This window comes from Paraburkholderia sp. EG287B, assembly GCF_040965595.1.
Taxonomy (GTDB): domain Bacteria; phylum Pseudomonadota; class Gammaproteobacteria; order Burkholderiales; family Burkholderiaceae; genus Paraburkholderia.
The window spans coordinates 61,798-74,984 of sequence record NZ_JBFRCG010000010.1 but is presented as its reverse complement, the minus strand read 5'-3'; the positions used below and the strand labels follow the sequence as shown (position 1 = coordinate 74,984).

11 protein-coding genes are annotated in these 13,187 nt (G+C 57.1%); 5 read left to right on the top strand and 6 right to left on the bottom strand.

Annotation, left to right across the window (positions count from 1 at the left end; genetic code table 11):
• From AB4Y40_RS19285 to AB4Y40_RS19270, 4 genes are all read right to left on the bottom strand, one after another.
• Positions 1 to 1,305, bottom strand: coding sequence for a TnsD family Tn7-like transposition protein (locus AB4Y40_RS19285; protein ID WP_368689331.1), 1,305 nt, complete (start codon positions 1,303 to 1,305; stop codon positions 1 to 3).
• A 62-nt stretch (positions 1,306 to 1,367) separates the two neighbouring features.
• Positions 1,368 to 3,044 carry an ATP-binding protein gene (locus AB4Y40_RS19280; RefSeq protein WP_368689131.1) on the bottom strand — a complete coding sequence of 559 codons (1,677 nt, stop codon included), beginning with the start codon at positions 3,042 to 3,044 and terminating at the stop codon, positions 1,368 to 1,370.
• A gap of 1 nt (position 3,045) precedes the next feature.
• Positions 3,046 to 5,430 (bottom strand): hypothetical protein, encoded by a 2,385-nt coding sequence (locus AB4Y40_RS19275; RefSeq protein WP_368689130.1) that lies wholly within the window; start codon positions 5,428 to 5,430, stop codon positions 3,046 to 3,048.
• A 112-nt stretch (positions 5,431 to 5,542) separates the two neighbouring features.
• Positions 5,543 to 6,364, bottom strand: a complete 822-nt coding sequence (locus AB4Y40_RS19270) for a hypothetical protein (protein WP_368689129.1) — start codon at positions 6,362 to 6,364, stop codon at positions 5,543 to 5,545.
• Between the two features lie 674 nt (positions 6,365 to 7,038).
• On the opposite strand from AB4Y40_RS19270, the gene AB4Y40_RS19265 reads away from it, so the two are divergent.
• Together AB4Y40_RS19265 and AB4Y40_RS19260 are read left to right on the top strand one after the other, a co-directional pair.
• Positions 7,039 to 7,911, top strand: a complete 873-nt coding sequence (locus tag AB4Y40_RS19265; protein WP_368689128.1) for a DNA-binding protein — start codon at positions 7,039 to 7,041, stop codon at positions 7,909 to 7,911.
• A gap of 35 nt (positions 7,912 to 7,946) precedes the next feature.
• Positions 7,947 to 9,452, top strand: a complete 1,506-nt coding sequence (locus AB4Y40_RS19260; RefSeq protein WP_368689127.1) for a tyrosine-type recombinase/integrase — start codon at positions 7,947 to 7,949, stop codon at positions 9,450 to 9,452.
• Positions 9,453 to 9,541: 89 nt separating this feature from the next.
• Here the strand turns inward: AB4Y40_RS19260 and AB4Y40_RS19255 are convergent, their stop codons facing one another.
• Positions 9,542 to 9,790: a helix-turn-helix domain-containing protein gene (locus AB4Y40_RS19255; RefSeq protein ID WP_368689126.1), complete on the bottom strand. Its 249-nt coding sequence runs from the start codon at positions 9,788 to 9,790 to the stop codon at positions 9,542 to 9,544.
• Positions 9,791 to 9,865: 75 nt separating this feature from the next.
• Here AB4Y40_RS19255 and AB4Y40_RS19250 point away from each other — a divergent pair, with 75 nt between their 5' ends.
• Positions 9,866 to 10,312, top strand: coding sequence for a hypothetical protein (locus AB4Y40_RS19250; protein ID WP_368689125.1), 447 nt, complete (start codon positions 9,866 to 9,868; stop codon positions 10,310 to 10,312).
• Between the two features lie 267 nt (positions 10,313 to 10,579).
• On the opposite strand, the gene AB4Y40_RS19245 is transcribed toward AB4Y40_RS19250, so the two are convergent.
• Complete coding sequence (locus tag AB4Y40_RS19245; protein WP_368689124.1) at positions 10,580 to 11,482, bottom strand: LysR family transcriptional regulator; 903 nt, start codon at positions 11,480 to 11,482, stop codon at positions 10,580 to 10,582.
• 9 nt (positions 11,483 to 11,491) lie between these two features.
• Here AB4Y40_RS19245 and AB4Y40_RS19240 point away from each other — a divergent pair, with 9 nt between their 5' ends.
• Both AB4Y40_RS19240 and AB4Y40_RS19235 read left to right on the top strand, forming a co-directional pair.
• A complete protein-coding gene (locus tag AB4Y40_RS19240; protein ID WP_368689123.1) occupies positions 11,492 to 11,902 on the top strand; it encodes a DoxX family protein in 411 nt (136 codons plus the stop codon).
• Between the two features lie 65 nt (positions 11,903 to 11,967).
• Positions 11,968 to 12,870, top strand: coding sequence for an NADP-dependent oxidoreductase (locus tag AB4Y40_RS19235; protein WP_368689122.1), 903 nt, complete (start codon positions 11,968 to 11,970; stop codon positions 12,868 to 12,870).
• Positions 12,871 to 13,187 lie beyond the last annotated feature (317 nt).

Below are 13,187 nucleotides of genomic sequence, written 5' to 3'. Positions count from 1 at the left end.
TCATCGCTTGAGATTGCGTCGTATACGTGATTTTTCTATTTCTTCCGGCGCGTACCGACGGGTTCGCCGATAGAGTCCGTCACACTGTTTCTGTACAGTGCTGACCGAACCTAAAGTGGACACATGGGTCCGCCAGTCTAGCGCAACATTTTTAGCGAAATCGCTGAGCGTTCTTTGAACGTAAGCCTGGTCTTTATGGACGAATCTACGGGCGGTCGTCTCCGATACGCCCAGCCTTCCGGTGATATCCGCTATCGATAAGCCTTGCGAGTGCAACGTCTGCGCCTCGCAAGCGTATGGCTCCCCATACACCGAAACTGTGGTTCTGGTCGGCGCCTCACCTCGTGTGTCAACAAAAGCCATACCGCATTGGCACTGGCAAAAATATTTGCCGCCACTCCGAATTCGGACCTCTACACGGTGTCCGGGACCGTGCGCTGCAAACCTGCTTGGACAGGTAGGCCAAAACTCGGACATGTTCTGAATTTTGTTTTCAAAAAAAACGTATAACAACACCTGTGGCAAGGCCATCGCCGATGTTTGTGCACCTGTCACGCGTCCGACAATCCAGTTTTGCCTACTCACTGGTAACAACTCGCAATGGGACAGGTATTCGGCACCGTAGAAGTCGACGAGATCTTTGGCGACCTTGGCTGACTCAAGGGTGTTTCTCCCCCTTTGGTAACCGGCAAGGCGCGCGCCCTCAAGCCACGATTGATAGGGAAGATTCCTGAAAGACAGGGCCGAGTCTTGAAGAATGCGCTGCGATATCGTTGCGACTGCAACTATACCGGGTCGGTGCGTCCGAGATGAAACGAACGACGTTGCGACGCCATTCGAAAAATCTTCTGGTATCGGCCACGCCCGACTTGTGCAAGCGATTTGGGGGAACTCCCGAAGATACCCGCCGTGCGTCGGACAAATTACCACGCCAGGCAGTTGATGCACACGTCGCCATGTCAATGGTAACCCGCATCCCTTATCGGTTTCAAGACAGTCTCTGCACATACGGATCACACGAGGGCGTTGAATCAACTTCAGGAGGTCGCCACGCAAAATCCTGCCAGAACGTCTCAGTACTTCCGCTTGCAGTCGATAACGCAAGTCTGGGGCACAAAAGCTCGCATAATAAGGGAACAGAGTGAGCTTTTCGGCAATCTGCGAGCCGGTCAATCCAAACGACGTCGACGTCTGATGGGCCACTTCGTCGAGGTTATACGCTAGGCCAGTATTGAGTGGCGCGAGGTAGCCAAAAAGGGCCGCTGATAAACGAACACCAGTCGTGCACGAACATCTGTTTTCCATAGCGTGCCACAACACCAAACAAAGGCTCATCGGCTTCTGCGCTATCGAGGAATACGCTCATTTCAGCGACCGGATTTCTGGCGTGGCTTCTTGCGCCCGCGAGCACCATCTGATTGCGCGTCCGAGCGCCGCGACGGGTTCGGACGCGCATCCGACGATGATTTCTGGTCCTCATCGTCGGGCTGCGTCCGCGGCGCTTCGTCAACTCCCTTCTCCATCAAAAAAATCGCACGCCGTACGGTAGCGTTCGCGTCCAGATTTGGATTCTCAGCGATTACCGTCTCAGCCAGACGCTCGGCATCAATTCGCCTTACCCCGAGGTCAATCAGATATGTGACCGTGCCAATGAACTTCTCTACACGAATCTGGGATTCTTCGATTGCGCGACGTTGCTCACTATCGACAGGCATCGATTCCAGGTAAGCACCAACAGCGTCTTCTGCCGCGCCTGTAAGTTCTGCGATCTTCCTGTAGTCTGACTTCGCAATAGCTTCAAGCATCCCTTCAACCAGCCCAAGTCCCCTGTCTGCTGCCATATCAAGGAGTTCGACAGTCACTTCTCCAAGTGCAATCCCTTCTACGCCCTTGGCATCTTCGATGAAAATTCCTTCGTATTGAGTCAGCTTCCAAACGAGTTTGGCGATCGCCGGCATTCCCGCAGAGCGCTGTAGTAACTGCTTTCTGACACCCTCCTTATCCTTACACGCGCGGTGCTGGAAATCTTGCTCCATGATTGCATCAGACACACGCTGCCAGTCAGGCCCATCCCTGAGCGGAGCCAGCTTCGCCACGCCTGCACTACCCACCCGACGTCGCGTCTGGAACCGCTTCAGCTCCTTTTCGACCTCCGGGGAACCAATAACAACGAAGTTGCAACATCTCGCGTTAAAAATATTTGTCAGGAAATCAATCAAATCTGTGCGATTTGCACTTTTCAAGGAATTATGTATTTCATCAATCACTAGAATTCCTGTGTAATGAATGCTCAACACCATAATTACTTTCTCTACAAGCATAGAGGAAACGGCTTGATCCCCGACTTCTGCTACGTAACTTGTCCCAATATACAAATCGAACCAACCCAATATGCCGAGCAACAAACTCCTGACACTACCATTGTGCGGGCAGGTAACAAATACCCATACAGCCTGCTGAACGCCTAACCATTCGCCCTTGTAACTCTTGTGCGTTATGATCATTGGCAAAGTGCTCAAGACCATCTTGACTGCGGTGGTCTTCCCCACGCCTGAAATCGCGAGAACTGGCATGCATTCCGAATGGGAACTGCGTGGCGCAGAAAATACCTTGTAGCTACCCCTCTGGATACTCGCGTAGGTAGACTGCATTATTCGTTTAATGGTCTCTGTCGTCTGAAAATGAACGTATCGGGAACGTAGTGCAATATGAAACCAGTCAACGAGTTGAATATGGATGGGGAGCAGCACCCAGACCCGCTCGATTCGCGCAAGCGCCAGCAAGCGCATCTCCTTTCTCCATGAGCGAGATTGCGCAGTGAACCCGAGTTTGAATCCCTTGGTCATGCTATCCAGAATTTCTTGACGCCTGAATTCCGGTAACGCCAGGATGAGTGGGTTGTCCGCGTATTCTCGAAGTTCGGTATTGGACGGACGATAGATTGCCTCGATCGCCATATCACACCGTCCGAGGATCGGATCGCCCGGAACATTCAATGGAATTTCTTGTAGGTCTAACTGTTTTTTAGAGCGCGGTGATCCCATGTCAGCTTCTCCGCTTATTGACGCGGCCAGTTGGCGCACGCATCAGCAAATCCGCCACTACGCTGCTCCGAGCCGCCTTCGTTGCATCCGCAAAGGCCGATGTTTCAGATCGTTGTCCATTGGACAGTGAAGGGGTAGACGAGGTCTTCGGTGTTCCGGCTGAGTCCCGAGCGGAGCGTTCAATTTCCTGCTCGTCCCGCCTCGTAGCTCGCATGTGTTTGGTATCGGGTGCGACCTTCCCCGCTGCTGCAAGCGCGGCCTCCCGTCTCTCGGCTGATGCGTGGATGCTTTCGTGGGAATTAAGCGCTTGAGCCATCCTCAACCCCTCGTTTTTTTGCATCTCGGCTCTTCCGTTCGCCCGCTTTAGCCTTTGATATTGCTCGATCTCGGGAAGCGACGCCTCATATGCATGTGCGAGAGGGGATTTCCCTGGGTGTGCATACACCGGGTTATCATCGGCTCCGGACAAGGTAATTCTCGAAAGATCGTCTGGGTTGCAGCGGACGATGATGTCCTGGTTTCCACTTGGCACACGCCCCCCAACAGGACCGAGTGGACGTTGGGCTATGTAGGTCAGTTTTCGAATGGTCAACGTTCCCCCTGTTACCGGCGTAGCCTCTACATCCGGGAGAACAGTGTGCTCAACATCGTCGACCTCGCATGCGGCAAGCACCGCATTTCCGTGACTAACACCCCAGTTCCAAAGATTGAGCGGCGTATTGGCGTCACCCACTCCGACCATATCTGCTGGCGCATCAAGATCGTTTCCGATAGGAGTGCGGTGATACAGATGTATTGCACGCAGCAGTTCAAGCATGAATTCCGCCCGGGTCCACAATGCGTCCTTCGCAGGGTCGTAACCACGCTGCTTCTCGTTTTCGACAATGCCGTATCCGTTCCGCTGAGCGATGACAGGTATCAGACCAAAACGACGTTCGATGATCCCTCGCCAGAACGGCTCCAGGGGTGCGCTATTGTCAACGCCAACCCCAAATCGGGCCCCTATCCTTCTCCAAGGAACGGACTGTCTATACTCGCAACCGCGATCAACGTGAAAGCGACCTGGCATATGCCGGCAGGGCCAGTCCTCCGTCGTTATCGTAAATCCGTACTTGGCGCAGAACTCCGCTTTCGGACTGGCCATGTTGATCAACGCGAGTGCGGCTCCTTCGAACGACGGTGGCCGGAAACTGACATGGATTCCAACGATCATCCTCGACCAGACATCGATGACAAAATAAACGGTGGGGCGGCCTGCGACCAGCACCCGGGACAATGTCGACAGCAAATAGACGTCGGCAACGGTTGCATCCACCATGAATACATGCCCAGGTCCCGCGCAATGCTGCACAGCATGTCCCGTCTTACGCCGACGCTTCCCACTTGTGGCCTGTCCGCATCCGGGGTCGAAGGCTTCACGCCTGCGCTCTGCGGCCAAAAAATGCTTAAACTGGTCGTCGGTGATCGCGTCGTCCTGCCGACACTCGACGTTGATCACTTCGCCACGTTCATTTCGTATTACTTTTTCGCAACGGAGCAGATAATTGGCTCGGAGAACGACGTCCCGTAAAGTCGGCCTGGAGCGTTTTCTCCTTGCCCCCCGCTTGCTCCGTCCTCCCTTTCGGCCAGATTGCCCCCGTTTGCCGCTGCTCCGATTTTTCCTGCTCGCCGGCGGTTTGCTGGTATCAAGCGATCCGAGGTCTTTGGGCAGATTTTTGTCCCAAAGTGCCTCATTGTTTGTCTTCAACCAATCCATCATCCGCCGCATGAGCCGGTCACGTCGCAGGGATGGCGGAATGGTTTTCGGACGGGGGTCTCTGGAGCGACGGCCCGGGACATTTTTGTACACGCGTTCCCGACGCGTGGTAAGACGGCCACTTCTTGGATAGTCGCTGGAGACTGCTGCGTCCGACATGCCGCGCTGCAGCCACCGGCGGAAAGCGTCATAAACCGCCTTACGTCCAACCTGCTCTTCCTTGGCTCTGGCAGTGAAGCCCAAAGACCGCGGTGAACCGCCTTCAAGATATGAGATGAATCGCTCTATATCCTCCGGCGTCTTTCTTCTCACCAGTGGCGCAAGAAGCTTTGCGGTTTCTTCCGATTTTTTCACATGGCCCGGGGTTGACCGCTTCTCCCTATTTTTTTGAAGCCATGGATCTTCCACTAGCTGATAGCCACCTGTTGCGGTCGCATTCGCTCCAGCCAGACGGGCGAACTCCTCAGTCTGGTAAGAGACGATGCATATTCTCGATCCATCTGTCCGCGCGAGGTAGGTCTTCGGCTGGCCGTAGCCCGTCATTACAACGCGATACAGTCGATCTTCTTTAAGGTTCAGGTACACCTGATTGTTATAGACCTGAACCAGTACTCTCACTTTCGACGGCATGTCCGCGTCCAGTATTCGCTTGTGGAGCAATGATATGACTCAGCCTCACGCGTCGCTCCCAGGTCATTCTTCATCGGCCTGCATCGACCGACGAAGCGTAGCCGGGTTTCGATCATCGGCGCGCCTGAAGTGGAACGACCTGTGAGTCAACAATCCGAAGCGACGATACGGGCTCGTGATCGAAGTTTCCACAGTCGAGATTAAAGCGGATATGCCTGGCAGCAAGCAGGAGGTGGTAAGCATTAAGTCCAAAGTGAAAAGGTTGCTGTCGCCGACGCATCACGTGAGCACACACCTCACTTACCGTTGCATCAGTGTCCCAGCTCAAAGCGTCAAGAATTGTTTGTTGAATATTCGGATCCATCGCCCCTTCGCCCGCACGATCGGGCCGCAATGCGATCAGGTACAAACGGTCAAGATTGAGCGCCCAGTTTTCATTCATTCCGTCGTTCAGTACGAGTGACCAGGGGATGCCCTGTCTGATCCAGTATTGTTCGACGATCCTGAGTTCGTTGGTCATGGCAGGGGCTTCGTCGCGTCGAAGTCTGACCGATTTCGCCACGAAACACAGTTTTCCCTCCATGCGCTTTGAGACGAGAAAATCGGTGTAGAGGATTGCCTCACTGCCATCGTTGTATCGCGGATGAGGTATATGCATCGCGCCCGCTATGCGAAGCGTCAGCTCAGGGTCACATACATAGGATTCGCGAATATCAACCGTGTCGTCCTGGTAGGTTTCCCAAAGAAATTCGGCGTACCGGCTGTCATTCGCAATATGGGCTTCCCGTCCCATAAACGGTATCCGACGGACACGCTTCGCCCACCTGTCGCCCCACACTGTCTTGCCTGGAACGTAGGCCTGCCCAATTCCGGTCCCAAGTCCCTTCTGGCGAATTTTCACAAGGCGCTTCTGGCGTGTTGTGAGATCAGACATGGTGTTCCAGACCGAGTGTGACGATTTGACAGACGCGCTTGGTGCGGGTCTCAGTGATTTGACAGGGCGACCCGGCAACCTTTTTCACCTAACTGTAGCTCATGTCATTTACGGGTCAAGCTGTCCCGCAGACACACTCCAGGGAGTTCACCGGTTGCAAATGCATCGCAAATAACAGGCCCTTATAAATTTCCGTCGCGCAGCGAGCATAATCGGAAAGAGGCCTGGTCGCCATCTGGTTTCCTCATCTCATCGCTGGCCATTGCCAAACCGAACATTGATTAGGATATCGAATGATATTTAATACCTGTCAAAACGGATACTAAAAGAATCGAGATGTCATCACACAACCACTGTAATCATCAGATCATTTCGCTCGCGAATCGTTAAGATTTTCTTATATGACTTCTTTGTCTAATTGACATCGTCGTAAAACCGGCGACGTGGTCGATTCCTACCTGCTCCCCAAGATTAAGAAATTCTATTCCCGTGGTTTGCATCTCCGTCACGCGGCTTGCTGTGGGTCCATGGCAAATCCGCCCCCGATTGCGGACAGGCTCAAGCACCGATATGTCAGACGCGATTTGGTGCCGCGATTCGCACGATAATGAAACTTATCCTGCGCTGCGGATCGGTTCCCTGACGTTTTTCCCTGAAATTGCGCAAATTGCGCCATGAAATCAGGGAATCCTCCCAATCCTGCGTTTTCTCGCCATAATCCCGAAATGGGACGCACACCGCTCAATTCGCCCGAGACCGTCCATGCCGTCGTCCGGCAACTGCTGGCCGCGGCAGGCGTGGCTGCGCCCATCACGCCGTCGCTCTTCCGCCGCATCGTGACCGCCCGTCGCGTTCGTGAGGATCTGGGGGGCGGCGATCCAGCCTGGATTGGCCGGCAGGTGCGCGCAATCGAGGTTGAACTGATCAGCGAGTCCACGGCGCGCTACACCGCGAGCGGCCTTCCCGACCAGGTCGCCGATTCCATGCGTTCGCTGTGGTTGATGGCCCTGGAAGCCGCTCGCGGCGAATTCGCCGCGGCACAGGCGGACGCCGCGGCGTCGGTTGCCAGCGCGGCGGCCGAGCGCGACAACGCCAGCGCGCTGGTGGCCATGCTGAGGGCCGAACTCGACGACTGGCAGAAACAGGCGCGCGAACAGGACGTATGCATCGGGCAGCAGCGGGAGGAACTGGCCCAGGTCCACCGGCGACTCGCCGAGGAAACGGACAGGGCGCGTCGTGCCGAAACGGCACTTGACCAGGCGGCCCGCGCCAGCGATGAAGCCCGACGCCGGCACGAGGAGGAACTCTCCTCAGTCCGAGGCAAATATGCCGGTCTTTCCCGCCAGCTATTGAATGCCACGGACCAGTTTCGCCAGTCGCTGGCAGCCAGGCAGGCTGCCGTGCAGCCGGAAGTGCAATCGTTACGCCGACGCCTTGCGCAGGTCACCGAGAACTACGAGAAGCTGGTACAGAACGGCGAGGCTGCCGCCACGCGCGTCCCCGGCGGCAGCCCACCCCCACGCACGCAGAACCCTCCCGCCGACTAGCCCGCCAGGCAGCCAGCCAAAATGGATGACGCGCCGTGCTACGCCCCTCGGACTACCTCGACATTGCCATCGATCCGCCGCGACCTCTGCCCAGCGACATCGGAGGCGCCGTCACGTACCTCTCAACAGTATTGAACCTGCCTGTCTACGAGACCTGGTCGCCATCCCGGCTTCTCGAGAAATACGGTTCGATGCCCGCTGCCAAAGCGGCCCAGCCCGAAGTGTTTTCGGTGCTGCTCAGCGGCGGTGAGGCAGTCAGGTTCTGGGATCTGGGTCAAATCCGTACGGTAAGCGCAGCGCAGGCCCCAAGCGCCGAAACCGTTGTCGGGCGCCTGCTGCGCACCCTCAGGGTCCGGTTCCGCCCGGTGCATCCGCCGACGCCACGGGAACCTGGCGCGATGCGCCCTGGTGCCGCAGTCATCCACCCCGACCTGCATCCCCGGAGACGCCCTCTTGCAGGCGAACCCTGGCTCTCGGGCACCGGCCGGTTTTACAACAGTGATCTGACGACCAATACCCTGGGCGTCTCCGATGACGGCGCCGCGGTCCACCGATTCCTGCAGGAGCGGGCCAGCGGCTCGCCCCATACCCTTCGCGCCTACACGTCGGAAATACGTGCGCTGGTCCGCTGGTGCGAAGCGAATGGCGTGGCCGGCCCGCTGTCTGCGCTGACACGGCATACCCTGCTCGACTACCGGGACGCACTCTGCAGGCGGGACGAAACGCCATCAGAGCACGGAATGGATGCGCGCAGTGAAGCGGGCCAGCAGCGCGCAATGGCGGTGCTGCGAAGCCTGTTTGGTTTCCTGACGCTCACGGGGTATCTGAATTCGAACCCGTGTGCGAGGCTGGGTAGCACCGCCGCCGAGCGGGCAGGATTCCGTCCCGAACGCATCCTGCCGGCTGCCGCGGTAGACGCCATCGACCGCTGGTTACGCGAGCGGATCGGGGGCATTGGCCGTCAGCCGGACGTCGCGCGGCGCGCCGCGATCCTGGCGACCTATCGTTGCACCGGCATCCGGCTCGATGAGCTGGCGACCCGGGACGGCTATCCGCGCCTGAGCGTCGACGCCGACGGCTGGACGATAAGGGTCAAGGGCAAAGGACGGAAGCAGCGTTCCATTCCGCTCCCCGACAGCTGCACGGTTTTCCTGAAACAGTATCGTGTTGCATGCGGACTCGAGGCAACGCCGTTACCGGGCGAGGTCGCGGCCCTGATCCGAGGAAAGCGTGGCGCCGGTCTCGGCGCATCGGGGCTCTACCGGCAGGTCAAGGCTGCATTTCAGGAAATGGCTTCGGCGATGCCCGCGAGCGATACGGCGGCCCGTCTGGTTCTCGAAAGCGCGTCGCCCCACTGGCTCAGACATCTCGTGGGCAAAACACTGGTGATCGATAAAAAGGTTCCACTGCCGATGGCGGCAGCCCTGCTCGGCCACGAGTCCGTGGTGACCACTGCAGGCTATTCCCAGACCGACCTTTCCGAGCTGCGTGAAATCATGCAGGAGAGTTTTTCAGTGCGATCCGCAGACGATGCACCATAACCCGAACCGCCACTCACACGTTTAAAGAAGCAACTGCAGGCCGGGCGCTTTTCACGGTGAAAAGCGGGCATGGGTCACGGATAGGTGTTTCACTTCCTACGTTGGCGTGGTGGCGGTGGAGACAGCAGCTCGCCGACGTCTCTCCCAAGAACATTGGCGAGTGCGGCAAGAATGAGCAGTGAGGGATTGCCAAGCGACCGCTCGATCTGACTCACGTAGGTGCGATCTACGTCAGCCTCAAGGCTCAGACGTTCCTGGGAGAGCTCCTGCTCTCGCCGGAACGCTTTAATGTTGATCGCGAGATGCCGTCGTAGCGTCTCATAGTCGCGTTGCTTCATATAGCGAAGCGTGACTATGTCGAGACTACTGGTCCACGGGATATAATCTACAAACCGAATTTTTGTGAGTTAGAGATGTTGTTGACCCATGCCCAGTGGGCCGAATCCAACCCGGCGAAACAGAAACTTTCCGCACCCCACCGCTCCTGGCGGTGCGTTGGCATTTCTGCCGAATCACCCGTCTTTTTCGTCGACCTGCTCTGGGGACCCGACGATCCCGATCAGGCAATTCGAAGCGTGCTGGTGTCGTCCCCTGAAGAGCTCGTTGAAATCGTGACGGAAGTCGATTCCAGCCGCTGCCGTGTGTTTCATCTGGGTCTTGCCAATGGTCGCCCTGACGGGCAGCCGGCGCTAACGGAAGTCAAGGCGCTAAGAAGCCACCGGCAACCTGGCAGCCCGGTGAAGTGGTACGTCTATGTCGACGCACAGGGCTGCCAGCACGCATGCTTCTCCTGGTCGCCCCGCGCGGATGAGACTTCGGTGTGGGAAGAGGAGCTGGTACTTGACACCCGTGTGTTGTAATGCTCACCAAGGCATATACGCATCGGAATCGCTGTTTGGGAGCACTCATTCCCACCAGGTGCGAGTCGATGATGAGCACCTTCGAATTGGAGATACAGTTCGAAACCTCAATGCCCAATAGCGTCTTTACGCGCGCTATTTAACGAAGGCTGTGTGCGGAGTCCTATCGCGTCAATGATCACCGTTGTCATGGCTGCAATTGTTGCACCGACGGGTATCCGGATTGAGCGTTGCCCGCTCATGTTCGTTCCCGACTCGGACGGTGCGTCAACCCTGGTGGCAAATATCCGGCCGGGAGGCAAGGAAGTCGATGAAGGTCCGAACCTTGGCGGAGAGATATTTACGACTTGGATAGACGGCGTGAAGCGTTATTGCAAACTTTATTTCGTCATGCATAACATGCTCTAGCTCGCCTTTGGAAATATCGGATTGCGTGATCCATGCAGGAAGAAAGACCAGCCCCATCCCTTCCAGAGCGGCTAGGTGCAGCATGGTTTCGTTTTCGCTACGCATGACGGCGCGAAACCTCACTGCTTCTTCGCCGTCCCGCCCTTTGACGGCGAGGCTTCCGCTGAAGTTTATGCCGCTATACATAAGCAACGAATGTCCGTTGAGATCGCCCAACGTCGAGGGGCGACCGGCGCGCTCCAGATAGGCAGGAGAAGCCACGAGATAAAACGGAACGTCCATCAGGGGACGGGCAATAAGGCCAGGATCAAGGCGCGCGGACGTCATTGCCCTCAACGCGAGGTCGAAACCTTCGTCCACCAGATTGACGATGCGACCACTCAAATCCACGTCAAAGGACACGTCGGGGTACAAGTGATGATATTCGGCGAATGCGCGCGCCATCAGTGTATTCGCGGCCCATACTGGTGCGCTTAGCTTCAGCATTCCGCGCGGCGTCACAGTGACATTGCTCACCGCAGCCTCGACTTCATCGAGGCCTTCCAGCATCGGTCGGATCTGGCCGAAATAGAGATGGCCCGTGTCGGTCAGGCTGACGTGGCGGCTCGTCCGATTGAGGAGACGGGCACCGACGCGGCTCTCGAGATGGAGGACGTGTTTGCTCGCCATCGCTGGCGAAAGACCAAGGCGACTGGCGGCAACGGTAAAGCTCTTATGCTCCGCCACCATGCAGAACACCCGCATGCTAAGCAGTGTATCCATGGATCATCAATGTTTAGGAAATCATGCTTCAATAAAGCGGAGTTGTTCAACCATGAGGAAATGGTAGCCTGTTGTCTTGATCGTCGCTATCGCCATTTGACAATTGCAAGGGTCAGCCTCGTGGATTTGTCTTCCACCAGCACACGGGTGACGGCTTCGATCACGCCGGCTGCCACCACGATGATGGGCGACGGATGGCTCCCTCCCAGCATCGCAGCCTTCGTCGCTTCGGGTGAAATGGCTTTCGCGTATTTCGTGGCTCATGCGCCGCAAGGTTTCTGGACCGTGCTCAACTTGGGCGAACCTGCAGTGCTGTTCTGTTTTGACCTTGCTATTACTTTTGCTGGAAGCGGTGTCTGGACGTTCGACGTCGTACTGCACCCCTCTTCAGAACCAGCGTTGATTACCTCAAACACTTAGCGGCTGTTATTTGCGTATCGAGACTACCTGAACAGGCGGCGCAAACGTATTTTTGGAGATTACTGATGAAGGCAGCACTTCTTAAAGCCTACGGCGGTACCGATCAGTTCGCTGTCGGTGAGATTCCGACGCCCAAGCCAAAATCGGGCGAGGTGTTGATCAGAATCGAGGCTTCGGCCGTAAACCCCTTCGATCTCATTCTTCGTCAGGGCTTCATGGCGCAATACATTCCGCTGTCGCTTCCCGCAGTGCTCGGAGGGGACGCCGCCGGCACCATTGCGGAACTCGGTGACGGCGTGACGGGGCTGGCGATCGGCGACCGGGTTGTCGCGGACTTTCCGCCGAACGGAAAAGGTGCCCATGCTGAATATGGGGTAGTGCCGGCCAGCGCCGTCGCCAAACTCCCCGCCAATCTCAGTTTCGAGCAAGGCGCGGCTCTGGTGAAAGCGGGGCTCACCGGACGCCAGACCGTCGATGCCCTCGGCATCAAGGCGGGCGATCGCGTGCTGATTTCGGGAGCGCTGGGGGCCGTTGGTCGCGCTTCCATCCAGTACCTGAAGCAGATCGGGGCCAAGCCGGTAGCCGGTGTGCGTCCTGGGCGCCTGGGTGAAGCGCGAAGTCTGGCCGGCGAGGCGCTCGACATCACGGTGCCCCCGACTGCTCCGACGTTCGACCTTGCGATCAGTGCAGCGGCTCCGGTGGCGGGCAATCTCATCGGCCATGTTCGGGAAGGCGGTCGGATCGCCAGTATCGTGCCCGTACCCGAAGCAGCCAACGCCAACAATCGCGTGACGATTCATGAACTCTATCACCGGACCGATGCCGCAACACTCGACGCAGTACTGAAGGAAGCTTCGCAAGGCCAGTTGGTCATTCCCATTGACCGGACACTTCCATTGGATCAGCTCGGAGCGGCCCAGGATGCGGTTGCGGCTGGCGCTCCCGGCAAGGTGGTGCTGAAACATTGAATGCCCGCATCCTGACGCTGCCCGTCGCGACCAGAGCGCAGCGTCGGGCCACTGATCAATGCGCTCGGTTCGGACAGACGTTACGCCCGGTATTCAAACGCTTCTGGAGCGCAGTGATCACGTTGCACCTGCATCGATTTGATGCAACTTTTGCAAGGGCCGCTTCATCCCTGCCAGGCTCGGTCTGTCGGTACTATTGCGCCCGTAAGCTTGACCGTGATCCGGCCAAGTCAATAGGGTATCCATGTCTAAATACGATACAAGACCGTAACCCGTTCTCACATCAGAGCCGTTGGGATCACAAGACGATGAGCGCA

Coding starts and splice junctions, on each gene's coding strand:
- AB4Y40_RS19275 (WP_368689130.1), bottom strand. CDS start 5,430: ATGCCGTCGAAAGTGAGAGTACTGGTTCAGGTCTATAACAATCAGGTG.
- AB4Y40_RS19250 (WP_368689125.1), top strand. CDS start 9,866: ATGTTGTTGACCCATGCCCAGTGGGCCGAATCCAACCCGGCGAAACAG.
- AB4Y40_RS19285 (WP_368689331.1), bottom strand. CDS start 1,305: ATGGAAAACAGATGTTCGTGCACGACTGGTGTTCGTTTATCAGCGGCC.
- AB4Y40_RS19245 (WP_368689124.1), bottom strand. CDS start 11,482: ATGGATACACTGCTTAGCATGCGGGTGTTCTGCATGGTGGCGGAGCAT.
- AB4Y40_RS19240 (WP_368689123.1), top strand. CDS start 11,492: ATGTTTAGGAAATCATGCTTCAATAAAGCGGAGTTGTTCAACCATGAG.
- AB4Y40_RS19280 (WP_368689131.1), bottom strand. CDS start 3,044: ATGGGATCACCGCGCTCTAAAAAACAGTTAGACCTACAAGAAATTCCA.
- AB4Y40_RS19235 (WP_368689122.1), top strand. CDS start 11,968: ATGAAGGCAGCACTTCTTAAAGCCTACGGCGGTACCGATCAGTTCGCT.
- AB4Y40_RS19265 (WP_368689128.1), top strand. CDS start 7,039: ATGAAATCAGGGAATCCTCCCAATCCTGCGTTTTCTCGCCATAATCCC.
- AB4Y40_RS19255 (WP_368689126.1), bottom strand. CDS start 9,790: ATGAAGCAACGCGACTATGAGACGCTACGACGGCATCTCGCGATCAAC.
- AB4Y40_RS19270 (WP_368689129.1), bottom strand. CDS start 6,364: ATGTCTGATCTCACAACACGCCAGAAGCGCCTTGTGAAAATTCGCCAG.